Raw genomic sequence first — 25,459 nt, forward strand, 5'->3', positions numbered from 1 at the left:
TGGTTCTTAAGAGCAGCCGGGGTGCCTATCGTAAAGTGATGGCCATTTTGTCAGGAGTGAATACCGTGAGTGAGCGTTCCAGTCATTGGCAATTACCCACCATTGTCAGCCAACTGCGCAGCGCGCGGGACCAGTGGCGAGCGCGCAATGGCCGCATGAGTGGCGAGCACGGCGGTCGTGAGCTGCCTTCGCGCGATGCCGTGGCGCAGATCCTCGAAGCGCTGTGCGGCGCGCTGTTTCCGATGCGCCTGGGGCCGGTGGACCTGCGTGAGGAAAGTGAAGATTTCTACGTCGGCCACACCCTCGACGTCGCCTTGAATGCCTTGCTCGGCCAAGCGCGCCTGGAACTGCGCTACGCCGCGCGCCAGAGCGGCCAGGATGACAGCGAGGTCGACGCCCGCGCCATCCGCCTGATCCAGGATTTCGCCCTGGCCTTGCCGTCCCTGCGCAGCCTGTTGGACACCGATGTGCTGGCCGCCTACCACGGCGACCCGGCTGCGCGCAGTGTGGATGAAGTGCTGCTGTGCTATCCGGGGATACTGGCGGTGATTCACCATCGCCTGGCCCATCATCTGTACCGCGCCGGCCTGCCGTTGTTGGCGCGTATCAGCGCGGAGATCGCCCACTCGGCCACCGGCATCGACATACACCCCGGCGCGCAGATCGGCCCGAGTTTCTTTATCGACCACGGCACGGGTGTGGTGATTGGCGAAACCGCGATCATCGGCGAGCGCGTGCGTATCTACCAGGCGGTGACGTTGGGCGCCAAGCGCTTCCCGGCGGATGAGGACGGGCAGTTGCAGAAAGGCCATCCACGCCATCCGATCGTCGAGGACGACGTGGTGATCTATGCCGGGGCGACGATCCTCGGGCGGATCACCATCGGCAAGGGCTCGACCATTGGCGGCAACGTGTGGCTGACCCGCAGCGTACCGGTGGGGGCGAACATCACGCAGGCGAATCTGCAGCATGACGACGGCACCCAAAAGTAACGCACGCCCTTAAACATCACACACAAACCTGTGGGAGGGAGCTTGCTCCCGATAGCGGTGGGCCGCTCAATGCATGTGCTGGCTGACCCACCGCAATCGGGGGCAAGCCCCCTCCCACAGGTTGACTGCGTTTCAAATGTGAGCGGTATTTCAGTCGGCAACCGCTGAACGATTTGCCTCGCCCAGGCGTCATACCAGTCCTTGAGCTAGTGTAGGAATCACCTACCACTCAGCCCTGCGATTAGTCCAAAACCGCCTATCCATGTTTAACTTGAACGTTCGTTCAAGTTAAATCGGTGGTTCGCTGCCCGCTCACAACAGGAGGCTTACCTTTGCTGAGTCCGTTATTCACAGCCACATCTCACACCTCAGGGGTGCATCGTTCATGAGTGCATCGACCACCCCACCCAGCGGTCTGGTGCGTATGAATGCGCCCGTGTTCTATTTCGCCGCAAGCTTCATCCTGCTGTTCGGCATCACCGTCATCGCCATCCCGCAACAGGCCGGTGCCTGGCTGCTGGCGGCGCAAAACTGGGCGGCCAATACGGTCGGCTGGTACTACATGCTCGCGATGACTCTGTATCTGGTCTTCGTGGTGGTCACCGCGCTATCGGGCTACGGCAAGATAAAACTCGGTGCCGACCACGACGAGCCCGAGTTCAGTTACCTGTCCTGGGCCGGCATGCTGTTCGCCGCCGGGATCAGCATCACGCTGTTTTTCTTTTGCGTCTCCGAGCCGCTGACGCACCTGGTGCAACCGCCCCAGGGCGCGGCGATGAACGCCGATGCCGCGCGCCAGGCCATGCAGATCCTGTTTCTGCACTGGGGTCTGCATGGCTGGGGCGTGTTCGCCTTTGTCGGCATGGCCCTCGCGTACTTCGCCTACCGGCATAACCTGCCGTTGGCGTTGCGTTCGGCGCTGTACCCGCTGATCGGCAAGCGCATCAACGGCCCGATCGGCTACGCGGTGGACGGCTTCGGCATCATCGCCACGGTGTTCGGCCTCGGTGCCGACATGGGCTTCGGTGTGCTGCACCTCAACGCCGGGTTGGATTACCTGTTTGGCATTGCCCACACCCAGTGGATCCAGGTCGGCCTGATCACCCTGATGATGGGGGCGGCGATCCTGGTGGCGGTGGCCGGCGTGGACAAGGGCGTGCGCGTGATGTCCGACATCAACATGCTGCTGGCCTGTGCGCTGCTGCTGTTCGTGTTGTTCGCCGGGCCCACCCAGCACTTGCTCAACACCCTGATCCAGAACATCGGCGACTACCTCGGCGCACTGCCGACCAAGAGTTTCGACGTCTACGCCTACGACAAGCCGAGCGACTGGCTGGGTGGCTGGACCGTGTTCTACTGGGCCTGGTGGATTGCCTGGTCGCCGTTCGTGGGCCTGTTTATCGCGCGTATTTCCCGTGGCCGCACCATCCGCGAATTCGTGTTTGGCGTGCTGCTGATCCCGCTGGGTTTCACCCTGGCGTGGATGTCGATCTTCGGCAACAGCGCCATCGACCAGGTGCTCAATCACGGGATGACGGCGCTCGGCCAGTCGGCCATCGATGACCCGTCGATGAGCCTCTACCTGCTGCTGGAAACCTACCCGTGGAGCAAGACGGTGATCGCGGTCACGGTGTTTATCAGCTTCGTGTTCTTCGTCACCTCCGCCGACTCCGGCACCGTGGTGCTGTCCACGCTGTCATCCAAAGGCGGCAACGCCGATGAAGACGGGCCGAAGTGGCTGCGGGTGTTCTGGGGCGCGATGACTGCGCTGGTGACCAGTGCCTTGCTGTTTGCCGGCAGTATCGATTCGCTGAAATCGGCGGTGGTGCTGACCTCGTTGCCGTTCTCGTTGATCCTGCTGCTGATGATGTGGGGGCTGCACAAAGCCTTCTACCTCGAATCGCAGAAGCAGATCGCCCAACTGCATTCGTTGGCCCCTGTGTCCGCGGCGCGCAAGGGCCGTGGCGGTTGGCGCCAGCGTTTGAGCCAGGCGGTGCATTTCCCGTCGCGCGACGAGGTGTACCGCTTCCTTGAGTCGACGGTACGCCCGGCGATTGAAGAAGTGACCGCTGTGTTCGTCGAGAAGGGCCTGAATGTGGTCACCCAGCCTGACCCGTCCAACGACAGCGTCAGCCTGGAAATCGGCCATGGCGAAGAGCACCCGTTCGTTTATCAGGTACAAATGCGCGGGTACTTCACACCGTCGTTTGCCCGTGGCGGCATGGGTTCCAAGGAGCTCAACAACCGTCGCTACTACCGGGCCGAAGTCCACTTGAGCGAGGGCAGCCAGGACTACGATCTGGTGGGCTATACCAAGGAGCAGGTCATCAACGATATTCTCGACCAGTACGAGCGCCACCTGCAGTTCCTGCACTTGGTGCGTTGATGTTCCAGGCCCTGCTCCCGCGTGGGCAGGGCGCGCTTTACCCCCACGCAAAGCCTCTATTACGGGGCTTTCTTAAACTTAATTTCATGTGCCCCCGCCGCGTTTTGACGCGCAACTGTCATCTAGCCACTGCGTAATTGTGTGAAGCGTTTGACGCTTTCATTTCAGAACAGTGACGGAGACCGGTAACAATGAAGACGTTATTAAGCCCCATGGTCGGTGTCGCCATGGCGAGCTTTATGCTGTCCGCCCATGCCGATTTTATCGATGACAGCCACGCCGATGTGACCCTGCTCAACCGCTATCTCAACCAGCAGGGGCGTGACGTGGTCGGCAGCAATGCCAAGGCCCACAGCATTCGCGATTGGGGCCAGGGTTTCGAGTTCAACTTCAAGTCCGGCTACACCGAAGGCCCCGTGGGTTTCGGCCTCGACTTGCAGGCGTTTTACGGTTTGAAACTGGACTCCGGCGGCGACCTCAATGACAAGAATCACCAGGGCCGCTACCCCGGCAGCATGTTCCCGCTGGGCGACGGTAAATCCGCTGACCAGTTCGGCGTGCTGAGCCCGACGTTCAAAATGCGCTTCGCCAAGGATGAACTGCGGGTCGGTACGCTGTATGGCAACAACCCGGTGCTGGCCAACACCGACGGCCGCCTGTACCAGCAGACCAACACCGGTGTGCAACTGGTCTCCAAGGACCTCAGCGACTTCACCTTCACCGGTGGCGATATCTTCAAGACCAAGATCCGCAATGAAACCGGCGACCAGGGCATGATCACCGCGGGCGGCACCAAGGAAAGCGACCGCTTCCTCTTCGGCGGTGCCGACTACACCGGCTTGCCGGGCACCACCGTCAGCCTGTGGTATTCCAACCTTGAGGATTACTACCAACAGTTCTTCCTCGGTGCCAAGCGCCATGACGCGTTGTCGGTCGGTGCGATCGATACCGATGTGCGTATGTTCCGCAGCCTGGGGGTGGGCGGTAACGCCGATGGCGACAAGGATTATGCCGCGGCGGGGGTCTATGGCGATGGCGTGAACAAGGGCCGCATCAACCAGTCCACCGTCAGCCTGTTGGAAAGCTACAGCCTGGAAGGTCATACCGTCGGCCTCGGCATCCAGAAAAACAGCGGCAGCAGCGACTTCCCCTACCTGGATTCCGGCCTGAACAGCGGCGACAGCCGCCAGGGCCCCGGCTCGGGTGCCGACACCCCGGCGCTGACCAACATGCAGTTGAACAAATTCCAGCACGCCGGCGAACGCACCTGGCTGGCGCAATACAAATATGACTTCGGCAAACTGGGCCTCAACGGCCTGACGTTCTCCGCCGCCTATGCCCACGGCGATGACATCCGCACCGCACAGGGCACTACCAGCGAATGGGAACGCAACGTTGCCGTGGCCTACCAAGTGCCGACCGGCACCCTCAAGGGCCTGGGCGTGACCTGGAAAAACGCCCACGCCAGCCCAGACATTACCGGTGCCACTGTGCAGGATGAAAACCGCTTTTATGTCAGCTATGTCGTTCCACTCTGGTAGGAGTTTGCTGTAAAACGGAAAGGCAACGTTAAGCGATTCAGCTGCTTAAAAGGCCTGGGAATAGGCTTATTCCCAGGCCTTATTTGCCCCCGTCCAAGAGAGGATTCGATGACTTATATCGCTGCCGAAAACCGCTACGAATCTATTCCGTATCGCCGCGTCGGCCGCAGTGGCTTGGTGCTGCCGGCACTGTCCCTGGGGCTGTGGCACAACTTTGGCGACAGCACCCCGATCGACACCCAGCGCGCCCTGCTGCGCACAGCGTTCGACCTGGGGATCAACCACTTCGACCTGGCCAACAACTACGGCCCACCCTATGGCAGCGCCGAGATCAACTTCGGGCGTTTGCTGCGCGAAGACTTCAAGCATTACCGCGACGAATTGATCATCTCCAGCAAGGCCGGTTGGGACATGTGGCCCGGCCCTTATGGCCAGGGCGGCGGTTCGCGCAAATACATCCTGGCGAGCCTGGACCAGAGCCTGCAGCGCCTGGGCGTCGACTATGTGGATATTTTCTACTCGCACCGCTTCGACGCCGACACTCCCCTGGAAGAAACCGCCAGCGCCCTCGCCACCGCCGTGCAGCAAGGCAAGGCGTTGTACATCGGTATTTCTTCCTACTCCGGGGTGAAAACCCGCGAAATCGCCGCCTTGCTCAACGAGTGGAAAGTCCCGCTGCTGATCCATCAGCCGGCCTACAACCTGCTCAACCGCTGGGTGGAAAAAGACCTGCTCGACACCACCGAAGCCCTCGGCGCCGGGGTGATCGCGTTCACGCCGTTGGCCCAGGGGCTGCTGACCGACAAGTACCTCAATGGCGTGCCGGCCGATGCACGGGTCAATCGCCCCGGTGGAGGTTCGTTGCAGGCCAAGCACTTGTCCGAAGCCAACCTCGCTCACGTGCGCGCGCTGAATGAAATCGCCAAGCGCCGTGGCCAAAGCCTGGCCCAACTGGCGCTGGCCTGGACCCTGCGTGACCCACGGGTAACCAGTGCGCTGATCGGCGCGAGCCGGCCGGAGCAGATCATTGAAAACGTCGGGGCGCTGAAGAACTTGAGCTTTACCGCCGAAGAACTGGCGGAGATCGATCGGTTCGCGTTGGAAGGCGGGATCAACTTGTGGGAAAAGCCATCGACGGCTGAATAACCCGGCACGACCCGGTCAATGTGGGAGGGGGCTTGCCCCCGATTGCGGTGGGTCAGTCAGTACATGCATTGACTGATACAGCGCAATCGGGGGCAAGCCCCCTCCCACATTTTGTCTTCAGTGTGGCGACTGTCGTGTTCGGCTCAGAACGGCACATCGCCAAGAATCGTCGCCCGATGCATCACCCGCCGCTGTGGCCGGTAGTCATCCACCGCGTAATGCTGGGTGACGCGGTTATCCCAGAACGCCACGTCATTCTCCTGCCAGCGCCAGCGAATCGTGAACTCCGGGCGTGTCGCGTGGGCGAACAGCAGCTTCAAGATCGCCTCGCTTTCCGCCGCTTCCAGCTCGTTGATTCTGGTGGTGAAGCCCTCGCTGACAAACAGCGACTTGCGCCCACTCACCGGGTGGGTGCGTACCACCGGGTGCGACAGCGGCGGGTTCTTCTTGCGGGTTTCTTCCCAGCGCGCCAGGTCTTCGGCAGTGCTGCCAAAGCGCTCCAGCGGGAAGGACTTGGTGAAGTCGTGCGTGGCGGTGAGCCCGTCGAGCAGCCTCTTCAGCGGCTCGGACAGGGCCGCATACGCAGCAATCCCGCTGGCCCACAGCGTGTCGCCGCCAAACGCCGGCAGTTGCTTGGCACTCAGCACCGCGCCGAGGGCCGGGGTGGGCAGGAAGGTCACGTCGGTGTGCCACACGGCGTTGTCGCGCACGTCGGTGACGGCGGTGTCGAGGATCAGCACTTCAGGCTGTTCCGGCACGTTGGGGTAGATCGGATGAATGTGCAGATCGCCGAAGTTCGCCGCGAAGCGTGCTTGTTGCTGCGGGGTGAGCGGCTGGTCGCGGAAAAACACCACCGAATGAGTGAGCAACGCCTGTTCGATGGCGTCGCGCTGTTCGGGGTTCAGCGGTTGAGTGATATCGACGCCACTGATCTGCGCGCCGAGGGCGGTGCTTAATGGGGTAACGGTCAGGCTGCTCATTGGGTTCTCATCACTCAGTGTGCCTGGCCATGCCACGGCACCCATTTACGCTGCAGGGCCCGCAGGCCCATTTCCATGGCGAAGGCGATCAGTGCGATCACCAGAATCCCCAGCACCACGACATCGGTGACCAGGAACTGCGCCGCCGACTGCACCATGAAGCCCAGGCCGCTGGTGGCGGCGATCAGCTCGGCGGCGACCAAGGTCGACCAGCCAACTCCCAGCCCGATACGCACACCGGTGAGGATGTCGGGCAGCGCGCTCGGCAGGATCACGTGGCGAATCAGCTGGGCGCGCGTGGCCCCCAGCGACTGCGCGGCACGCAGCTTGGCCGGGTCGACGGTACGCACGCCGGTCGCGGTCGCGATGGCAATCGGGGCAAAGATCGCCAGGTAGATCAGCAGCACTTTGGACAGCTCACCGATGCCGCACCAGATCACGATCAGCGGCAGGTAGGCCAGGGGTGGAATCGGCCGGTAGAACTCGATCAACGGGTCGAGAATGCCCCGTGCGATACGGTTCGAGCCGATGGCAATCCCCACCGGGACCGCGGTCAGCACCGCAAAGCCCAGGCCCAGGCCGATGCGTTCGAGGCTCGCGCCGAGGTGCTGCCACAAGGTGGAATCCATATAGCCCGTGGTCGCCAGCAACCAGCCTTTTTGCAGCACGGCGGACGGTGGCGGCAGGAACAATGGTTCGATCAGTCCGCTGGCGGTCACCGCCCACCAGATCACCAGCAAGGCAACCAGCGTCAACAGGCTGATCCAACGCGTACTCAGGCTGCGCCGCAGCGGGATAACGGTGCGCGCCACCGGCTTGGCGACCGTGGCGGGAAGTTCGTAGCTGCTCATGCGGACACCTGCCGTTGGGAGAACACTTTGCCCAGCACGTGTTCGCGGGTTTCGATAAAGCGCGGGTCGGATTTGATCGCTCGCGCCGACTCGCCGGCCGCATAACGTTGACCGAAATCCAGGTGCAGGCGCTCGACGATCTGACCGGGGTTGGGCGCCAGCAGGATCAGATCGGTGGCAAGGAACACCGCTTCTTCGATGTCATGGGTGATCAGGAACACTGGCTTGGCCGTGCGCCGCCAGACTTGCAGCAGCAGCTCCTGCATCTGTTCGCGGGTGAATGCATCGAGGGCGCCGAAGGGTTCGTCCATCAGCAGTACACGCGGGTCCGCCGCCAGGGCGCGGGCCAGGCCGACGCGTTGCTTCTGGCCGCCGGACAGTTGCCAGATGCGCCGGCTGTCGAAACCGGCCAGGTCCACCAGCGCGAGCATTTCCCGGGCGCGCACTTCGCGTTGCGCCTTGCTCACGCCGGCCAGCTCCAGGCCGAAGCCGACATTGGCCAGCACGTCCTGCCAGGGCAGCAGGGCATCGTCCTGGAACACCACGCCGCGTTCGGCGCTCGGGCCTTTGACTGGCACGCCATCGAGGCTGATGCGCCCGGCAGAGGGCTCGACAAAACCGGCAATCAGGTTCAACAGCGAAGTCTTGCCACTGCCGGACGGGCCGAGGGCCACCAGCAATTGCCGGGGCCCAAGTTCGAGTGAAATATCAGACAGTACCGGTTCTGTGGCGCCTGGGTACCGTGCGCTGATGCGCTCCAGTTGTAGCAAGGCCATCGCGATGAACTCCTGATCAGTGGGTGATGAACTTGGCGCTGATGTAAGGGGCGTAATCCGGCAGCACCGCCTCGACCTTGCCTTGTTCCTTGAGGAATGCCGCGGTATCGGTCACCGCCTTGATGGTCGGCGCGCCCAGCAGGGTCACCTGCTCAGCGGCCAGCGGGTAGACGTTGCCTTGCAGCAGCGCGGGGATGTCGCTGGCCTTGGCCCCGGAGAGTTTCACCAGCTTGTCGACGTTGCTTTTGTCGGCGAGCCAGGCTTGTGGGTCTTTGCGGTACGCGGCGTAGGCATCCAGGGTGACTTTGGCGAAAGCGCTGACGATTTCCGGATGCTTCTCGGCGAAGTCCTTACGCACGATCCACGCGTCGAAGGTCGGCGCGCCGAACGTGGCCAGCTCGCCGGAAGTGATCAGCACCTTGCCGTTTTCCTTGGCCACGCCCAGGGCCGGGTCCCATACGTAGGTGGCGTCGATATCGCCGCGCTTCCAGGCGGCGATGATGGCCGGCGGCGCGAGGTTGAGGATGGTCACTTTCGCCGGGTCGATGTTCCAGTGCTTCAGCGCGGCCAGCAGGCTGTAGTGGCCGGTGGATACGAAGGGCACGGCGACTTTTTTACTGATCAGGTCCTGCGGGCCGTTGATCCCCGAACCGTTGCGCGCCACCAGGGCTTCGGCACCGCCGATCTGGGTGGCGACGAGGAAGGTCTGCACCGGCACTTTACGGGTGATGGCGGCGGTCAGCGGGCTGGAACCGAGGTAGCCGATCTGCACATCGCCGGACGCGATGGCGGCGATGATGTCGGAACCGTTGTCGAATTTGCGCCAGTCGATCTTGGCGTTCGTGGCTTTTTCATACGCGCCGTCGGCCTGGGCGACTTTCGCCGGGTCCACGGTGGTCTGGTAGGCGATGGTCACATCCGCCGCCTGGGCGAACAGGCTGGCACCGGCCAGGGACAATGCCGCCAAGAGGCGGAGAGGGGAATGCAGTTTCAAGGGGAAGCTCCTCAATCAGGCGGCCGAGTGTCGGCGTGTGAGGAGACTAAATGATCTAAGAATGCGAAAATAAATAACTTTTTCGAATTAGCTTATGAGGAGAAGGGTGGGCGGGATTCTTCATCCCAGTGAGGGCAAATGTGGGAGGGAGCTTGCTCCCGATAGCGGTGGTTCAGTCACTGATCAGTTAACTGAGGACTGCTATCGGGGGCAAGCCCCCTCCCACATAGAGCTCATTTCCCTGGGGGAGTGAGTTCGTTTTTTAGTTGCTGATGGCCAGGATGCTGGCCTGGTACGAGCCGACGAACACATCGAAATCGCCCACTTCGTTCTGCTCCAGCTCCGCCTGTTGCGCCAGCGACTTGCGTGCCAGTTCTTCAAAGTGCGCCTGCTCTTCGGCGGGCAACGGTTCGCTGCGGAAATACTCGGCATGCACCTCGCTCTGGTGCAGGGAGAACTGGGCGAAACTTTCCTTGCGCTCGGCCATTGCGGCCAACACCTGGGCCGATGGCGTCAGGGCCGGGTCGTTGACCTTGGCCAACTGGGCGTCCAGTGCCTGGCGGTGTTCCTCGATGCCGTGGCTCTGATCGAGCAGTGCCGCCAGCGGCGCGATCTGCTCCAGCAGCTCGGTGGCCCATTCCTTCATGTCCACCGCCTGGCCCTTGCGCTGCAGTTGCAGGCCCGGACGCCGGCCTTCCTTGACCACGCTGAGGAAGTTCGAGGTGGCGTTGCCGCACTCGTTGTCGGCGAACAGCGGGCTGTCGTTCATCGCGCAATACAGCAGGAACGCATCGAGGAAGCGCGACTCTTGCAGGTCGATGCCCATCGGCAGGAACGGGTTGATGTCCAGGCAGCGCACTTCGATGTACTGGATGCCACGGGCCATCAGCGCCTGGATCGGCCGCTCGCCGGTGTAGGTCACGCGCTTGGGGCGGATGTTGGAGTAGTACTCGTTTTCGATCTGCAGGATGTTGGTGTTGAGCTGCACCCACTCTCCATCCTTGTGGGTGCCGACTTCGACATAAGGCGCGTAGGGCGTTGCCACCGCTTCGCGCAGGCTGTCGGTGTAGCTGGCCAAATCGTTGTAGCACGGCGTCAGGCCGGCCTGGGCGTTGCTCTGGTAACCCAGGTCGCTCATGCGCAGGCTGGTGGCATACGGCAGGTACAAGGTGTCGGCATCCAGCACGTCCAACTGGTGCGAACGGCCGCGCAGGAAGCCTGCGTCCAGCGCCGGCGAGGCACCGAACAGGTACATCAGCAGCCAGCTGTTGCGGCGGAAGTTACGGATCAGGGCGATATAGGCGTCGGACTGATAGTCGCGGTCGGTGCCGACGAAGCCTTCGCTTTCCTTGAGCAGCGGCCACAATTTTTCCGGCAGGGAAAAGTTGTAGTGGATGCCGGCAATGCACTGCATGGTCTTGCCGTAACGCAGGGCCAGGCCCTTGCGATACACGTATTTGAGCTGTCCGATATTGGAGGTGCCGTAGTAGGCAATCGGAATGTCTTCCTCGGCCGGCAACGGGCACGGCATCGAGGGGCTCCACAGGTATTCGCTGCCGAGCTTGCTGTAGGCAAAGCGATGGATCTTGTCCAGGCTGCTCAGGGTATCGGCCGGGTTGGGCAGGGCTGGGGTGATGAACTCCAGCAACGATTCCGAGTAGTCGGTGGTGATCTGTTCGTGGGTCAGCGCGGCGCCCAGGGCTTCGGGATGCGGCGTCTGCGCCAGGCGACCTTCATGGGTGACACGCAGGCATTCGCGCTCGATGCCGTGCAAGCAATGCTCCAGCAGGGAGAGGTGTTCGCGCTTGCCGAGCAGGGCCAGGCGGCGGTTGAGAAGTTCGCTCAAGTTGGATTCCTTCACGCGTCAGTCGCCCCAATATGGGGGTGGGCAGGACGGTCTACAAGGGTGAAGTTAAAACTGGCGTGATCGCCTGGTTTTGAGTCGATTTGACCCGCTTTGAAAAAGCCTACATCACTCCATGAATTGGGCTGTAGCGCAGCAAGAAAATTCCGACGCTGTTATCGCAGCGCCGAAATTAACTCAAATCGAGGGCGGGGAGCTATAGGACAGCGAAGGTGCCCTGCGCTTTTGCGACAAGTCTTTCACCTTGGTACACGTCGGCTTCGACCACCAACGTGCGCCGCCCGGGGTGAATCACTCGCGCGGTACACAGCACCTCGCCGTTTTCCACCGCGCGGATGTAGTTGATTTTGCATTCGATGGTCGCGCTCTGCTGGTCGAACCCGTGGGCGCTGGAACAGGCCAGCCCCATGGTGATGTCGACCAGGCTGAAAATCGCCCCGCCATGCAGCTTGCCTGCGCGGTTGCGCAGTTGCGGCTCCAGGCTCAGGGCCACCTCGGCAACGCCCTGCTCCAGGCGTTGCAGGCGGCAGCCGATCAGTTCGCTGAACGCGCTTTGGGTCAAACCGGCTGGAATCTCCATCAGCGTTTCTTCAACTGTTTGGCGTTGGCGAACAGCGAGGCCATGGCGTTGTTGCTCGGCGCTGCGGTCGCGGTTTCCTTGCGTGGCGCGTTGTTTTGCGACTGGCGCGGCGCCGAGCCTGGGCGGGCGCCACGGGCACCGTCGATTTTCTCGCCGGGGGTGTCGCTCATACGCATCGACAGGCCGACGCGCTTGCGCGGGATGTCGACTTCCATGACCTTGACCTTGACCACGTCACCGGCCTTCACCGCTTCGCGCGGGTCTTTGATGAACTTCTCCGAAAGCGCGGAGATATGCACCAAACCGTCCTGATGCACGCCGATGTCCACAAAGGCGCCGAAGTTGGTCACGTTGGTCACCACGCCTTCGAGGATCATGCCCAGTTGCAGGTCCTTGAGGTCTTCGACGCCGTCCTGGAACTCGGCGGTCTTGAACTCGGGACGCGGGTCGCGCCCGGGTTTTTCCAGCTCTTGCAGGATGTCGGTGATGGTCGGCACGCCGAAGGTCTCGTCGGTGTACTTCTTCGGGTCCAGGCGCTTGAGGAACGCGGCGTCGCCGATTAGCGAGCGGATGTCGCGGTCGGTCTCGGCGGCGATGCGTTGCACCAGCGGGTAGGCTTCCGGGTGGACCGCCGAGGCGTCCAGCGGGTTGTCGCCGTTCATCACGCGCAGGAAGCCGGCGGCCTGTTCGAAGGTTTTTTCACCCAGGCGTGCGACTTTTTTCAGCGCGGCGCGGGTCTTGAACGCACCGTTTTCGTCGCGATGGGTCACGATGTTCTGCGCCAGGGTCGCGTTGAGGCCGGAGATCCGCGCCAGCAGCGCGACGGAGGCGGTGTTCACGTCCACGCCCACGGCGTTCACGCAGTCTTCCACCACCGCATCCAGGCCGCGTGCCAGTTTCAGCTGCGACACATCGTGCTGGTATTGGCCGACGCCGATGGATTTCGGGTCGATTTTCACCAGTTCGGCCAACGGGTCTTGCAGGCGACGGGCGATGGACACTGCGCCACGGATCGACACGTCGAGGTCCGGGAATTCCTTGGAAGCCAGTTCCGACGCCGAGTACACCGAAGCGCCCGCCTCGGAGACCATGACCTTGGTCATCTTCATGGCTGGGTATTTTTTGATCAGTTCGGCGGCCAGTTTGTCGGTTTCACGGCTGGCGGTGCCGTTGCCGATGGCGATCAGGTCCACCGCGTGCTTGGCGCACAGGGCGGCGAGGATCGCGAGGGTCTGGTCCCACTTGTTGTGGGGCACATGCGGATACACGGTGGCGTGGTCCAGCAGCTTGCCGGTCGAGTCGACCACGGCGACCTTGCAGCCGGTGCGCAGGCCCGGGTCGAGGCCCAGGGTGGCACGCGGGCCGGCCGGTGCGGCCAGCAGCAGGTCGTGCAGGTTGTGGGCGAAGACGTTGATTGCTTCGGTTTCGGCGCCGTCGCGCAACTCGCCGAGCAGGTCGGTTTCCAGGTGGGTGTAGAGCTTGACCTTCCAGGTCCAGCGCACGACTTCACTGAGCCACTTGTCCGCAGGACGGTTCTGATTCTGGATGCCGAATTGTTGACCGATCATGCCTTCGCACGGGTGCATGGTGCCCGGCAGTTCGTCGCCGACTTTCAGCGCGGAGCTGAGAATACCTTCGTTGCGGCCGCGGAAAATCGCCAGGGCGCGGTGGGACGGCATGCTCTTGAGCGGTTCGTCGTGTTCGAAGTAGTCGCGGAACTTGGCGCCTTCTTCCTCTTTGCCGGCGATCACGCGGGCGCTGAGGATGGCTTCCTGCTTCAGGTAGGTGCGCAGCTTTTCCAGCAGGCTGGCGTCTTCGGCGAAGCGTTCCATCAGGATGTATTTGGCGCCTTCGAGGGCAGCCTTGACGTCGGCGATGCCTTTTTCAGCGTTGATGAAGCGCGCGGCTTCGGTATCCGGGTTCAGCGATGGGTCGTTGAACAGGCCGTCGGCCAGGTCGCCGAGGCCGGCTTCCAGGGCGATCTGGCCCTTGGTGCGGCGCTTCTGTTTGTACGGCAGGTAGAGGTCTTCGAGACGGGTCTTGGTATCGGCGAGTTTGATGTCGCGTTCCAATTGTGGGGTCAGCTTGCCCTGTTCCGCGATGCTGGCGAGGATGCTGATGCGCCGTTCGTCGAGTTCTCGCAGGTAGCGCAGGCGCTCTTCCAGGTGCCGCAGTTGAATGTCGTCGAGGCTGCCGGTCACTTCTTTTCGGTAACGGGCGATGAAGGGCACCGTGGAGCCCTCATCCAGTAGAGCGACGGCCGCTTCGACCTGTTGGGGGCGTACGCCGAGTTCCTCGGCGATGCGGCTGTTGATGCTGTCCATAAAACCACCTGAAATTCTTAAAAGCAGCTCGCAAGCCCGGAAAACAAGGCCCGACGAGGCTGGTTGAGCGGCCCGACTGGCGCCGCTGCCTGGGTCAAGAGGCTGCCTATTGACCCTCGAAATCGTAAAAAACACGACAAGCGGGTGAAAAAAAGCCCGGCAGTAAACGGTAACGATCTGACGTTGCCCTGCACGAAGGCGCCGCATTATAACCAGCGTTCTGTCCTTGGGGGGGACTGCGCCGCAGGTTGTAGGGCGTGGGTTCGCTGGCAGTAGAGGAAAAATCTGCTAACAATGCACACGGTGCGTATAACGGCAGCTAGGCCATAATGCGCGCCGAGATAAGAGGAGCATCCAATGAGCAGCACTGCACAAACTGCTGAAGGCGAAAAAATTCTCATCGTTGATGACGATCCGGGGCTGAGCAGCCTGCTGGAGCGTTTTTTCAACTCCAAGGGTTATCGTGCCCGCGCGGTGCCGAACACCGAGCAGATGGACCGCCTGTTGGGCCGGGAAGTGTTCAACCTGGTCGTGCTCGACCTGATGCTACCCGGCGAAGACGGCCTCACCGCCTGCAAACGCCTGCGCGGCGCGAACAACCAGATTCCGATCATCATGCTCACCGCCAAGGGCGATGAGCTGAGCCGCATCAAGGGCCTCGAACTGGGCGCTGATGATTACCTGGCCAAGCCGTTCAACCCGGACGAGCTGATGGCGCGGGTCAAGGCCGTATTGCGTCGCCAGGCGGCGCCGGTGCCGGGCGCACCGGGCAGTGAAGACGAAAGCGTCACCTTCGGCGATTACGAACTGTCATTGGCCACCCGTGAGCTCAAGCGTGGCGATGAAGTCCACATGCTCACCACCGGCGAGTTCGCCGTGCTCAAGGCGCTGGTGATGAACGCGCGCCAGCCGCTGACCCGCGACAAACTGATGAACCTGGCCCGTGGTCGGGAATGGGACGCTCTGGAGCGCTCCATCGACGTGCAGATTTCCCGTCTGCGCCGAATGATCGAGCCGGACCCGTCCAAGCCGCGTTATATCCAGACGGTGTGGGGCGTGGGGTATGTGTTTGTGCCGGATGGCACTGCAACCAAGTGACCGATGATTTGCAGGGGCGGGCATCCTGGCGTTTGGCTCCATGAGGGGCGACGGGATGTCCGGCGTCTGCAATTCTGCGAGCGCCGCTCGTTCCTGCAAGGTGTCTAGCTGTCTCCTATGAAAACCCCGCTGTGGTTCCCGCAAAGTTTCTTCTCCCGCACCCTTTGGCTGGTGCTCATCGTCGTTCTGTTTTCCAAGGCACTCACGCTGGTTTATCTGTTGATGAACGAAGACGTGCTGGTGGATCGACAGTACAGCCACGGTGTCGCCCTGACCTTGCGCGCCTATTGGGCGGCCGACCCCGAGAACCGCGAGAAAATCGCCAAGGCGGCGACACTGGTGCGCGTGGCGGGTGCAGGTGTGCCGGAAGGCGAGCAGCATTGGCCCTACAGTGAGATTTACCAGCGCCAGATGCAGGCGGAACTGGGCGACGACACCGAAGTTCGGCTGCGTATGCATGTGTCACCTGCGCTGTGGGTGCGCGCGCCGAGCCTGGGGGAAGATTGGCTGAAGGTGCCGCTGTATCCGCACCCTTTGCGAGGGCAGAAGATCTGGAATGTACTGGGCTGGTTCCTGGCTATCGGCTTGCTTTCGACGGCGTCCGCGTGGATTTTCGTGCGCCAGCTCAATCAACCGCTTAAACGCCTGGTGTTCGCCGCCCGCCAGCTGGGACAGGGGCGCAGTGTGCGCCTGCCGGTCAGCGACACGCCCAGCGAGATGACCGAGGTCTACAGCGCGTTCAACCAGATGGCCGAGGACGTCGAACAGGCCGGGCGCGAGCGCGAGCTGATGCTTGCGGGCGTGTCCCATGACTTGCGCACGCCATTGACGCGTTTGCGGCTGTCCCTGGAGCTGATGGGCAACCATACCGATCTCACGGACGACATGGTGCGTGATATCGAGGACATGGACGCGATTCTCGACCAGTTCCTGGCCTTTATCCGCGATGGTCGCGATGAGGTGGTGGAAGTCGTCGACCTGACGGACCTGGTGCGCGAGGTGGTAGCGCCCTACAACCAGAATGGCGAGCAGGTGCGGATGCGCCTGGAGCCGATCCAGCCGTTTGCGTTGCGTCGGGTCTCGATGAAGCGCCTGCTGAACAACCTGATCGGCAACGCCTTGCACCACGCCGGTTCGGATGTGGAAGTGGCGGCGTATGTCTCCGGTGACAGTGCTGCGCCCTATGTGGTGCTGAGCGTGATGGATCGCGGGGCCGGTATCGACCCGGCCGAGCTGGAAGGCATCTTCAACCCCTTCACCCGTGGCGACCGTGCTCGGGGTGGCAAGGGCACCGGTTTGGGGCTGGCGATTGTGCGGCGGATTGCCTCGATGCATGGCGGCAATGTTGAGCTGCGCAACCGCGAGGGCGGCGGGCTGGAAGCGCGGGTGCGCTTGCCGTTGGGTTTGATGTTGCCCCGAGACGCGGTGTAGCTGCAGCGGCAAGCTGCACGTTTAGAGCTGCAAGAGAAAAGCAAACGGCTTCTGCCCGTCTCTTGCAGCCTGAAGCTTCAAGCTGAAGACTGCTCCTCTAGCCCTTGCCCTTGGTCCGGGTCATGTTCGGCCCGCCACTCTTTTCCAGATGTTGAATGATGATCCCCGCCACATCCTTGCCGGTGGTGGTCTCGATGCCTTCCAGGCCAGGTGATGAATTGACTTCCATCACCAGCGGGCCATGGTTGGAACGCAGGATGTCCACACCCGCCACGCTCAACCCCATGACCTTGGCCGCCCGTAGCGCGGTCATGCGCTCTTCGGGGGTGATCTTGATCAGGCTGGCGCTACCGCCACGGTGCAGGTTGGAGCGGAATTCCCCAGGCTTGGCCTGGCGTTTCATCGCGGCAATCACCTTGTCGCCGACCACGAAGCAGCGGATATCCGCACCGCCGGCTTCCTTGATGTATTCCTGCACCATGATGTTCTGCTTGAGGCCCATGAATGCCTCGATCACCGACTCCGCCGCCGTGGCGGTTTCGCACAGCACCACGCCGATGCCCTGGGTGCCTTCCAGCACCTTGATCACCAGCGGCGCGCCGTTGACCATTTCGATCAGGTCGGGAATGTCGTCGGGGGAGTGGGCGAAGCCGGTGACCGGCAGGCCGATACCCCGGCGCGACAGCAATTGCAGCGAGCGCAGCTTGTCCCGTGAGCGCGCGATCGCGACGGACTCATTCAGCGGGGAGACGCCCATCATTTCAAACTGGCGCAACACCGCGCAGCCATAAAAGGTCACCGAGGCGCCGATACGCGGGATCACCGCATCAAAGCCTTCCAGTGGTTTGCCGCGGTAATGGATCTGCGGCTTATGGCTGGCAATGTTCATATAGGCACGCAACGTGTCGATCACCACCATTTCGTGGCCACGTTCGGTGCCGGCCTCGACCAGGCGGCGGGTGGAATACAGACGCGGGTTTCGCGACAGCACAGCAATCTTCATGCAGCACCTGGGGCAGAAATAGTGGAGACCGGGAACACCGGCTTGTCTTGAACGTACTTGACGCCGGGATTGACCACCAACTGGCCGTCAATCAGCGCCTTGGAACCGAGGAGCAGGCGGTAGCGCATGGCCTTGCGGCAGGCGAGGGTGAATTCCACCCGCCATACCCGGTCGCCCAGCGCCAGGGTGGTGCTGATCACATAGCGCACCTGCGCATGACCATTGGAGCTCTTGATGGTTTTCATCGCCACCAGCGGCGCTTCGCAGCGGCGGTGACGCAACTGCACAACGCTGCCCAGGTGTGCGGTAAAGCGCACCCATTTCTCACCGTCGCGCTCAAAGGGTTCGATATCGGTGGCGTGCAGGCTCGAAGTGCTGGCACCGGTGTCGATCTTCGCGCGCAGGCCTGCCACTCCCAAGTCGGGAAGTGCCACCCACTCACGCAGACCGACAACGGTCAAATGGTCAAATGTCTTCAATATGGGTAACCGGTCAATTCGCCCAGGCTTGAGGGGAAACCTCGGCCAGCGCGTTGAATGCGGGCTTGGCGAACCAGTAGCCCTGCATCAGAAATATTCCACAGTCGGACAGGAAGTCGCGCTCACCGGCACTTTCAATGCCTTCAGCGATGACAGTAACGCCCAACTGCTCACAGATTGTGACAATCCCCTGGACGATGACCTGGCGGACACGATCCTGGTCGACATCGCGAATCAGCGCCATGTCGAGTTTGATCAAGTCAGGTTGGAAATCGGCCAGCAGGTTCAGCCCCGAATAGCCCGCGCCGAAATCGTCGATGGCAGTTTTGAAGCCGAATTCGCGGTATTCACGCAGAATATTCGTCAAATGGCGATGGTTATCTATGTGTTCGCTTTCCAGCGTCTCGAAAATCAGCTGGTCAAGCGGAAAATTGTGCGTGCGGGCGGCCTCCAGGGTGCTGCGAATGCACAGTTCGGGTCGATACACCGCGTTGGGCATGAAATTGATGGAAAGACAGGTTTGCATCCCCAGGGCCGCGGCGCCGGCGATTGCCTGGGTACGGCAACGCTGGTCGAAACGGTAGCGGTTGCTATCGTTGACCTGGGCCAGCACCGACAACGCCCCTTCGCCCTGTGAACCCCGCACCAAGGCTTCGTGGGCAAAAACCGAATGGTCGCGAAGGTCTACGATCGGTTGGTAGGCGAATGCAAAATCAAAACCCAAGGGCTCGCTTTGCTGGCAGCCCACGCAATGCTGGTTGGGCGAGGTGAGTGAAGTCGGGAAGTCGGTCACAGGGTATCCTCGCGAAAACAGGGGGCTACCTGGCGTATCTTAGGTGAGCCTTGGGGTTTATGCGTCGAAGGGTTTCAACAGTAAAGTTGCGACATTTTTCAGAACGAGGAATTCAAGTGGCTCAGAAGCAGGCAGAGGAAGAAAAAATCCGTTTGGACAAATGGCTGTGGGCGGCGCGTTTCTATAAAACCCGTGCCTTGGCCAAGGCTGCTATCGAGAGTGGCAAGGTGCATCATCGCGGCGAACGCTGCAAGCCGGGCAAAGAGCCGCGCGTGGGTGATGAGTTGCAGATTCGTATCGGATTTGACGAAAAAACTGTCGTGGTCCAGGCGCTTTCCAGCGTGCGCCGTGGCGCACCCGAAGCGCAGGCGCTGTATGCCGAGACCGAAGCCAGCGTTGCCAAGCGCGAAAACGCAGCGGCGATGCGTAAGGCCGGCGCCACAGGCATGACCACCGATGGCAAGCCGAGCAAAAAGCAGCGCCGCGACCTGTTCAAGTTTCGCGGCAGCGGTAATGACGATTGACCGCGCACATCGTCAGCGCAAAGCAGATCGATAGATGTGGGAGCGTCAGCAGGATGCGCGCATGACGCTCAATCGCCCGATCACCGGCAGCTTGGCGAGTAACCCGAACACCGGCGCGGTCAGCCGTAGCAACACCTGCGACACCTTTGCCGCAAACGGTGTGTAATAGCCCCATCCCAATGCCAGCAGTGCCAGCAACACTCCGCCGATATAATCGTCCTGCGCCCAATGTGCGCCCGCCACCAGCCGCGGCATCATGAACACCAACGCCAGGCCCCAGATCACCAGCACCTGGCCCCGCCGCTGGACGAATACCGTCATGAACATTCCCCAGATCAGCAGCACCGAAGCATGATCCCCAGGGAAACTCTGGCTCGAACGGTCTTTCAACTCCCAGGTTTTCTCCAGCCCCGGGAAATAGTCGCTCATCCGAATCGCGCCGCTGAGCACTATCGAAGGGCTGCTGTGTTGCCAACCCATCTGCGCCGCGAGTTTGGAAAACAGCATGCGGATAAACAGCAACAGCAGCAGAATCCCGAAGAAGCCAAGAAACGCCTGGCGCACCTGCGCCGCCTTGAACACCCAATCGCCGCGAATCAACAGCGTCAGCAGAATCACGCCGACCACCGCATCAAACGGCCGCAGGCTGGCCACGGCCCACACATGCAGCCAGGTCGGATTGCTCGCCAGGGGGGCATTGAACAGGTGAAACAGCCACTCGTCGAAAAACACGCATAGCATCTGGCCTGTGGGCCACAGCCAAAAACACAGCAGCCCGAATGCGAGTAGATTGCAAAAAGCCCATCGCCGGAGGTTCCACTTGGCTTGGAACAAACCCGGATTGTTCATAAACTGTCCCTCTTTGCTCTATATAAGCTCTCTGTTTCCAGGAGAGAGCCGCACCAAAATGGTGCTAAAGCGTTCAATTTTATAAACGTTGTAACAATTTTGTCATCAATTCAGATACCTAGACCTATGACTGATTTACCGGATACCGACTTCACCCAACGCTTCATCTTCGACGAGAACGACGCCCGCGGCGAACTGGTCTCGTTGGAGCGCAGCTATGCCGAAGTCCTCGCCAAGCACCCCTATCCGGAGCCGGTCGCGCAACTGCTCGGTGAATTGATGGCGGCGGCGGCGCTGTTGGTAGGCACCATGAAATTCGACGGGTTGCTGATCCTGCAGGCGCGGTCCGAAGGTCCGGTCCCGTTGCTGATGATCGAGTGTTCCAGCGAGCGTGAGATCCGTGGCCTGGCCCGGTATGAGGCTGATCTGATCGCCCCGGACGCGACCCTGGCCGACCTGATGCCCAACGGCGTGCTGGCGCTCACCGTCGACCCGACCGACGGCCAGCGTTACCAGGGCATCGTCGACCTCGACGGCGAAAACCTGTCGGACTGCTTCACCAACTATTTCGTTATGTCCCAGCAGATCGGCACGCGCTTCTGGCTCAACGCCGACGGCAAGCGCGCCCGTGGCCTGTTGCTGCAACAGCTGCCCGCCGACCGCATCAAGGACGACGACGAACGCGCCGAAAGCTGGCGCAACCTCACCGCCCTGGCTGGCACCCTGACCGCCGAAGAATTGCTGGCCCTGGACAACGAAACCATCCTGCATCGCCTGTACCACGAAGAGACTGTGCGCTTGTTCGACGCGCAGGGTTTGCGCTTCCATTGCAGTTGCTCTCGCGAGCGTTCGGCGAACGCGCTGGTCAGTCTCGGCCTGGAAGATGCGCAAAATCTGGTGGTGGAACACGGTGGTCAGATCGAAATCGACTGCCAGTTCTGCAACCAGCGCTACCTGTTCGACGCCGCCGATATCGTCCAATTGTTCGCCGGCGCCGGTATCGGTACCCCCTCCGATACCCGCCACTAAAACGTTTAAGCACAGGTAAATCACCTGACAAATGCCGGATTAGCGCTGTTCTGACGGGAGGGCCCTACTTTTTTTGGGCTTTTCTGGCATAATCCGGCCCACTTTTTTCGCGGTAGTAGTGCGCAACTTTCTACTACAAAACGTTTGGAGCACTCGGCCACAGGCCGACGGGGAACCTCATGACGCAAGCCAATAACGCCGTATACACCGATCTGAGTGTTGACGATCTGGTCAAAGAAGCCCTGCAGCGCGGTGAAGGCGTGCTTGCCGATACTGGCGCACTGGTCGTAGAAACCGGTCACCGTACCGGCCGTTCGCCAGTCGACCGTTTCATCGTTGAAGAGCCTTCGACCCAGGACGCCATTGCCTGGGGCCCGATCAACCGCAAGTTCCCGGCCGACAAGTTCGATGCCCTGTGGGCTCGCGTCGAGGCGTTCAACAACGCGCAAGAACATTTTGTTTCCCACGTGCATGTAGGGGCCTCCGAAGACCACTACCTGGCCGTGAAGATGACCACCCAGACTGCCTGGCATAACCTGTTCGGTCGTTGCCTGTTCATCAACCCGGCTCAGTACAACCCGGCCGGCCGTGACGAGTGGCAAGTGCTCAACGTGGCCAACTTCGAGTGCGTGCCTGAGCGTGACGGCACCAACTCCGACGGTTGCGTGATTCTCAACTTCGCCCAGAAAAAAGTGCTGATCGCCGGCATGCTTTACGCTGGTGAAATGAAGAAAGCCATGTTCTCGGTGCAGAACTTCCTGCTACCGGCCGCCGACGTACTGCCGATGCACTGCGCCGCCAACATTGGCGAAGCAGGCGACGTGACCCTGTTCTTCGGCCTGTCCGGCACCGGCAAGACCACCCTGTCCGCCGACGAAAGCCGTTACCTGATCGGTGACGACGAACACGGCTGGGGCAAGGGCGTGGTGTTCAACATCGAAGGCGGTTGCTATGCCAAGTGCATCGACCTGTCGGAGAAGAACGAGCCGGTTATCTGGAAAGCCATCAAGCACGGCGCGGTGCTGGAAAACGTCGTCATCGACGAGGCCAAGCATGCCGACTACAGCGATGTCAGCCTGACCCAGAACAGCCGTGCCGCCTACCCGCTCGAGCACGTGGCCAAGCGTTCCGAGAAGAACCTCGGCGGCGAGCCAAACGCTGTGATCTTCCTGACCTGCGACCTGACCGGCGTACTGCCGCCTGTGTCGATCCTCAGCGAAGAACAAGCGGCCTACCACTTCCTGTCCGGCTACACCGCACTGGTGGGCTCGACTGAAATGGGTTCGGGCAGCGGCATCAAGTCGACTTTCTCGACTTGCTTCGGTGCGCCATTCTTCCCACGCCCGGCCGGCGAATACGCCGAGCTGCTGATCAAGCGCATCCGCGGCTTCGGCTCCAAGGTCTACCTGGTCAACACCGGCTGGACCGGCGGCGGCTACGGCGTCGGCCAACGCTTCAACATCCCGACCACCCGCGGCGTGATCGCAGCGATCCAGAGCGGCGCGTTGATCGGCGTTGAAACGCAACACCTCGACACCATCAACCTGGACGTGCCATTGGCTGTACCGGGTGTTGAGACCGGCCTGTTGAACCCACGTAACACCTGGGCTGACAAGGCTGCCTACGACGAAGCGGCGAAGGCGCTGGCGGGTCTGTTCATCGAGAACTTCAAGAAGTTTGACGTGAGCGATGCGATCAAGGCAGCGGGTCCGAAGTTGTAAGATTCGGTCGTTGTGAAAAAGCCGCCCCTTGTGGGCGGCTTTTTTGTGCGCGAACGGTCAGTTGGCGCCTGCCGCTGTTTTGCCGGTTAGCTCAAGTTTTCCAGCGTCTGCGTGTCCCAGCTGTGGGTTTTGATCGCCAGATAAAGCATGCCGATAGTCAGCGGCACCTTTTCGCCACGCCCCTTGGCCCGCCGCTTGAGGAACACATCAAACACCGGTGGGTTGAAGTAACGATAAGTGTCGTAGTCGCCCAGATCGAGGGCGAATTCCTGTTCCAGCGCTTCCATGAGTTGCTTGGCTTCGCTGCCGTCGCAGCCCAGGTCGAAGTTGAGTGAGGTCTGCAGGCGAATGGTCTTGTGTTTCGGCAGGCCGATTTCTTCGTGCAGCAGTTGCAGGAGTTGCTGCATGACCGGGTCTTCGGGGAAGTTGGGGGCGAGGTTCATGGTGGGAGCACGCAGGAGTGGGTGAGGGGGACGGTCGCGTTTGAGGCGAAATTTGTTTCGGGTGATGAAGAGTGCCAAGCCTATCAAGAATAGAAAAACAGGCAGGAAGGGCATTCTAAGGATTACTGCTACGTAGGGTAGTAGGAAGGTGAAAATCAGGCCGGTTGCGAGAAATGTGATTGCCAAGCGCTTTCTGAGCGTGCAGTCGGTTATTTGGTAGTGCAGCACAAGGTAGAACCCGAGGAAACACATTAATTGCAGGTAGAAATTCATCGCTTCTGAGGTCCCGTCGCTTCGAGTGTTCGGGTATCCCAGCGTTTGGCTTTGACGGCTTGATAGAGCATGTGGATGGTTAGCGGGATCTTTCCCTCGCAGCCTCTTTCCACGAGTCGTAAGTACGCATCAAAACCTCGGTGCTTGAAGTAGCGGTTGTTTTTATAGTCGCCGAGGTTTATGCCGAAATATTGTTTCAGCGCTGCCATCAGTTGTTTTGCCTCGACGCCGTTACAGCCGAGATCATGGTTGATTGAGGTATTGATGGTTATGATTTGGTGTTTGGGCAGACCTACATCTTCATGAATTAGCTGCAGAAGATGGAGCATGACAGGATCGTCAGGAAAACCGGGGGCCAGGTTCAACGTTGGGGCGACGAGTAGCGGGTGAGTTGACCTGATTCGACTGTAACGGTCGCGGTCCAAGAACAATCCTGAGCCTATTAGGATAGCGCCTATCGGGATGCTGGGAAGTTGGATTTCAGTTATCCAGTAAGGGAGCCATATTGAACAGATCAGCCCCGCAGCCAGTAGGGACAGGCCTGCGTATTTCCTGAGGTTATGGGATCTGATTTTTTTGACAAGGACAATGTCCAAAACGATAAAAACGATCCATTGAAGATATTCAATCATTGGGCTTAACCGCCTAGGAACGGGACGACAATGGCAGACATGGAGCGTTGAGGGCCTATCCCGCCTTCGACCTGGGCTTCAATTCCAATGACCACGTCGCCAGCGGGGTAGCTACGGATGATGCTTTTGATGATTAAGCCCACCGTGGTGCCAACGACGCGTGCTACAGGTTTTGAAAGCGGGTGAATGGGCGCACCGAAGGCCCCTGCCAATAATAAGGCGACGATGGTCCCGCGTTCGTTAAGCAGATCGGCTTGTTGCCGGGTCAGCGGCTTGGAAATCGCGACAGTCATCTTGCAGGGCAAATCACGAGCAAACATCTTTTCATAAAGATCCACCAGTCGATAGCGCACCTCGTTTGCTGAAGCACCGGCTTCTAACAAGCAAAGGTTTGCCAGAGCATGCTTGTGAGTGGGGAGAACGGTAAGGCGAATGACCGTGAAGGTGACGCCGTAGTGGCCGATGTGTTGAGTCCTTTCGATGTCCATGGGTTTTTGCCGAGGCAGTTGAGAGATCAATAGTTTCGGCCATGCGAAGGGGGGTTATGTAGAGGATTGGGCGGGTGTTTTGAGCAGTTTGGGAAGGGGACTACGTAGTAATAGATAGTTTCTTACGGAGGATTCCCGCATTTTCAATTTCACCGAGATTTGCAGGGCAAAGCCAATCAATTGTGGGAGTCGGGCTTACCCGCGATGGCGGTGGGTCAGGTATAGAAATATAGCCTGAAGTTTCGCCGTCGCAGGCAGGCCC

Annotated in this window: 23 protein-coding genes; 9 read left to right on the forward strand and 14 right to left on the reverse strand. The window is 60.8% G+C overall.

The genetic code is table 11. The features are described 5' to 3' along the window. The first annotated feature begins 65 nt into the window (after positions 1-65). The 4 genes from epsC to mgrA all read left to right on the forward strand — a co-directional run bounded on the left by epsC (position 66) and on the right by mgrA (position 6,065). Complete coding sequence (epsC, locus tag JN756_RS01170; RefSeq protein WP_108526209.1) at positions 66-992, forward strand: serine O-acetyltransferase EpsC; 927 nt, start codon at positions 66-68, stop codon at positions 990-992. A gap of 424 nt (positions 993-1,416) precedes the next feature. Then, positions 1,417-3,378, forward strand: a complete 1,962-nt coding sequence (gene betT / locus JN756_RS01175) for a choline transporter BetT (protein ID WP_017848584.1) — start codon at positions 1,417-1,419, stop codon at positions 3,376-3,378. Positions 3,379-3,590: 212 nt separating this feature from the next. Beyond that, positions 3,591-4,919, forward strand: coding sequence for an OprD family outer membrane porin (locus JN756_RS01180; RefSeq protein WP_201022273.1), 1,329 nt, complete (start codon positions 3,591-3,593; stop codon positions 4,917-4,919). A 108-nt stretch (positions 4,920-5,027) separates the two neighbouring features. After that, positions 5,028-6,065, forward strand: coding sequence for an L-glyceraldehyde 3-phosphate reductase (mgrA, locus tag JN756_RS01185; protein WP_017848582.1), 1,038 nt, complete (start codon positions 5,028-5,030; stop codon positions 6,063-6,065). Between the two features lie 143 nt (positions 6,066-6,208). On the opposite strand, the gene tauD is transcribed toward mgrA, so the two are convergent. From tauD to JN756_RS01220, 7 genes are all read right to left on the reverse strand, one after another. Continuing rightward, complete coding sequence (gene tauD / locus JN756_RS01190; RefSeq protein ID WP_057005856.1) at positions 6,209-7,045, reverse strand: taurine dioxygenase; 837 nt, start codon at positions 7,043-7,045, stop codon at positions 6,209-6,211. Positions 7,046-7,059: 14 nt separating this feature from the next. Then, positions 7,060-7,896, reverse strand: coding sequence for a taurine ABC transporter permease TauC (gene tauC / locus JN756_RS01195; protein WP_017848580.1), 837 nt, complete (start codon positions 7,894-7,896; stop codon positions 7,060-7,062). Then, entirely contained in the window at positions 7,893-8,672 is a 780-nt protein-coding gene (gene tauB, locus JN756_RS01200; protein ID WP_017848579.1) for a taurine ABC transporter ATP-binding subunit, read from the reverse strand. Before tauB ends, tauC begins: the two co-directional genes overlap by 4 nt. A 16-nt stretch (positions 8,673-8,688) precedes the next feature. Next, a complete protein-coding gene (gene tauA / locus JN756_RS01205; protein ID WP_201021716.1) occupies positions 8,689-9,666 on the reverse strand; it encodes a taurine ABC transporter substrate-binding protein in 978 nt (325 codons plus the stop codon). Positions 9,667-9,928: 262 nt separating this feature from the next. Beyond that, positions 9,929-11,512: a glutamate--cysteine ligase gene (gene gshA, locus JN756_RS01210; protein WP_126587746.1), complete on the reverse strand. Its 1,584-nt coding sequence runs from the start codon at positions 11,510-11,512 to the stop codon at positions 9,929-9,931. Positions 11,513-11,726: 214 nt separating this feature from the next. Continuing rightward, positions 11,727-12,110, reverse strand: a complete 384-nt coding sequence (locus JN756_RS01215) for a PaaI family thioesterase (RefSeq protein ID WP_017848576.1) — start codon at positions 12,108-12,110, stop codon at positions 11,727-11,729. Continuing rightward, the gene (locus JN756_RS01220) at positions 12,110-14,434 is read right to left on the reverse strand and encodes a Tex family protein (protein ID WP_201021717.1); all 2,325 of its coding nucleotides are present in this window, start codon (positions 14,432-14,434) and stop codon (positions 12,110-12,112) included. Before JN756_RS01220 ends, JN756_RS01215 begins: the two co-directional genes overlap by 1 nt. A 357-nt stretch (positions 14,435-14,791) precedes the next feature. Between JN756_RS01220 and ompR the strand changes: the two genes are divergently transcribed. Further along, positions 14,792-15,532: an osmolarity response regulator transcription factor OmpR gene (ompR, locus tag JN756_RS01225; RefSeq protein WP_003213175.1), complete on the forward strand. Its 741-nt coding sequence runs from the start codon at positions 14,792-14,794 to the stop codon at positions 15,530-15,532. Positions 15,533-15,649: 117 nt separating this feature from the next. Next, complete coding sequence (locus JN756_RS01230) at positions 15,650-16,963, forward strand: ATP-binding protein (RefSeq protein WP_017848574.1); 1,314 nt, start codon at positions 15,650-15,652, stop codon at positions 16,961-16,963. Positions 16,964-17,060: 97 nt separating this feature from the next. On the opposite strand, the gene rimK is transcribed toward JN756_RS01230, so the two are convergent. The 3 genes from rimK to rimA are packed head-to-tail and all read right to left on the reverse strand — an operon-like array spanning position 17,061 to position 19,238. Then, complete coding sequence (gene rimK, locus JN756_RS01235; protein ID WP_003213178.1) at positions 17,061-17,966, reverse strand: 30S ribosomal protein S6--L-glutamate ligase; 906 nt, start codon at positions 17,964-17,966, stop codon at positions 17,061-17,063. Then, positions 17,963-18,445 (reverse strand): retropepsin-like aspartic endopeptidase RimB, encoded by a 483-nt coding sequence (rimB, locus tag JN756_RS01240; RefSeq protein WP_026140222.1) that lies wholly within the window; start codon positions 18,443-18,445, stop codon positions 17,963-17,965. The genes rimK and rimB overlap by 4 nt, the downstream gene beginning before the upstream one ends. A gap of 13 nt (positions 18,446-18,458) precedes the next feature. Then, on the reverse strand, positions 18,459-19,238 hold the full coding sequence (gene rimA / locus JN756_RS01245) for a S6 modification regulatory phosphodiesterase RimA (RefSeq protein ID WP_017848572.1): 780 nt from the start codon (positions 19,236-19,238) through the stop codon (positions 18,459-18,461). A 116-nt stretch (positions 19,239-19,354) separates the two neighbouring features. Here rimA and JN756_RS01250 point away from each other — a divergent pair, with 116 nt between their 5' ends. Further along, positions 19,355-19,762, forward strand: coding sequence for an RNA-binding S4 domain-containing protein (locus JN756_RS01250; protein ID WP_017848571.1), 408 nt, complete (start codon positions 19,355-19,357; stop codon positions 19,760-19,762). 45 nt (positions 19,763-19,807) lie between these two features. On the opposite strand, the gene JN756_RS01255 is transcribed toward JN756_RS01250, so the two are convergent. Further along, positions 19,808-20,611, reverse strand: a complete 804-nt coding sequence (locus tag JN756_RS01255; RefSeq protein WP_201021718.1) for a phosphatase PAP2 family protein — start codon at positions 20,609-20,611, stop codon at positions 19,808-19,810. Positions 20,612-20,737: 126 nt separating this feature from the next. On the opposite strand from JN756_RS01255, the gene hslO reads away from it, so the two are divergent. Both hslO and JN756_RS01265 read left to right on the forward strand, forming a co-directional pair. Beyond that, positions 20,738-21,640: an Hsp33 family molecular chaperone HslO gene (gene hslO, locus JN756_RS01260; RefSeq protein WP_057005852.1), complete on the forward strand. Its 903-nt coding sequence runs from the start codon at positions 20,738-20,740 to the stop codon at positions 21,638-21,640. Positions 21,641-21,819: 179 nt separating this feature from the next. Continuing rightward, positions 21,820-23,361 (forward strand): phosphoenolpyruvate carboxykinase, encoded by a 1,542-nt coding sequence (locus JN756_RS01265; RefSeq protein WP_017848568.1) that lies wholly within the window; start codon positions 21,820-21,822, stop codon positions 23,359-23,361. Between the two features lie 86 nt (positions 23,362-23,447). Here JN756_RS01265 and JN756_RS01270 read toward each other — a convergent pair whose 3' ends face one another. The 3 genes from JN756_RS01270 to JN756_RS01280 form a co-directional block, all read right to left on the reverse strand. Next, positions 23,448-23,804, reverse strand: a complete 357-nt coding sequence (locus JN756_RS01270) for a DUF1493 family protein (RefSeq protein WP_017848567.1) — start codon at positions 23,802-23,804, stop codon at positions 23,448-23,450. Positions 23,805-24,073: 269 nt separating this feature from the next. Next, positions 24,074-24,709, reverse strand: a complete 636-nt coding sequence (locus JN756_RS01275) for a DUF1493 family protein (protein WP_082107806.1) — start codon at positions 24,707-24,709, stop codon at positions 24,074-24,076. A 5-nt stretch (positions 24,710-24,714) separates the two neighbouring features. Continuing rightward, on the reverse strand, positions 24,715-25,197 hold the full coding sequence (locus JN756_RS01280; RefSeq protein WP_046385050.1) for a hypothetical protein: 483 nt from the start codon (positions 25,195-25,197) through the stop codon (positions 24,715-24,717). Between the last annotated feature and the right edge of the window lie 262 nt (positions 25,198-25,459).

Origin of the sequence: Pseudomonas sp. Y39-6 (assembly GCF_023651955.1) — a bacterium.
Taxonomy (GTDB): domain Bacteria; phylum Pseudomonadota; class Gammaproteobacteria; order Pseudomonadales; family Pseudomonadaceae; genus Aquipseudomonas; species Aquipseudomonas veronii.

Excerpts from the sequence above, each read along its gene's own strand:
- hslO (WP_057005852.1), top strand. The coding sequence starts at position 20,738 with ATGACTGATTTACCGGATACCGACTTCACCCAACGCTTCATCTTCGAC.
- JN756_RS01230 (WP_017848574.1), top strand. The coding sequence starts at position 15,650 with ATGAAAACCCCGCTGTGGTTCCCGCAAAGTTTCTTCTCCCGCACCCTT.
- tauB (WP_017848579.1), bottom strand. The coding sequence starts at position 8,672 with ATGGCCTTGCTACAACTGGAGCGCATCAGCGCACGGTACCCAGGCGCC.
- JN756_RS01255 (WP_201021718.1), bottom strand. The coding sequence starts at position 20,611 with ATGAACAATCCGGGTTTGTTCCAAGCCAAGTGGAACCTCCGGCGATGG.
- tauC (WP_017848580.1), bottom strand. The coding sequence starts at position 7,896 with ATGAGCAGCTACGAACTTCCCGCCACGGTCGCCAAGCCGGTGGCGCGC.
- mgrA (WP_017848582.1), top strand. The coding sequence starts at position 5,028 with ATGACTTATATCGCTGCCGAAAACCGCTACGAATCTATTCCGTATCGC.
- JN756_RS01180 (WP_201022273.1), top strand. The coding sequence starts at position 3,591 with ATGGTCGGTGTCGCCATGGCGAGCTTTATGCTGTCCGCCCATGCCGAT.
- betT (WP_017848584.1), top strand. The coding sequence starts at position 1,417 with ATGAATGCGCCCGTGTTCTATTTCGCCGCAAGCTTCATCCTGCTGTTC.
- JN756_RS01220 (WP_201021717.1), bottom strand. The coding sequence starts at position 14,434 with ATGGACAGCATCAACAGCCGCATCGCCGAGGAACTCGGCGTACGCCCC.
- JN756_RS01265 (WP_017848568.1), top strand. The coding sequence starts at position 21,820 with ATGACGCAAGCCAATAACGCCGTATACACCGATCTGAGTGTTGACGAT.
- rimK (WP_003213178.1), bottom strand. The coding sequence starts at position 17,966 with ATGAAGATTGCTGTGCTGTCGCGAAACCCGCGTCTGTATTCCACCCGC.
- JN756_RS01275 (WP_082107806.1), bottom strand. The coding sequence starts at position 24,709 with ATGATTGAATATCTTCAATGGATCGTTTTTATCGTTTTGGACATTGTC.
- JN756_RS01215 (WP_017848576.1), bottom strand. The coding sequence starts at position 12,110 with ATGGAGATTCCAGCCGGTTTGACCCAAAGCGCGTTCAGCGAACTGATC.
- ompR (WP_003213175.1), top strand. The coding sequence starts at position 14,792 with ATGAGCAGCACTGCACAAACTGCTGAAGGCGAAAAAATTCTCATCGTT.
- JN756_RS01270 (WP_017848567.1), bottom strand. The coding sequence starts at position 23,804 with ATGAACCTCGCCCCCAACTTCCCCGAAGACCCGGTCATGCAGCAACTC.
- JN756_RS01280 (WP_046385050.1), bottom strand. The coding sequence starts at position 25,197 with ATGGACATCGAAAGGACTCAACACATCGGCCACTACGGCGTCACCTTC.
- tauD (WP_057005856.1), bottom strand. The coding sequence starts at position 7,045 with ATGAGCAGCCTGACCGTTACCCCATTAAGCACCGCCCTCGGCGCGCAG.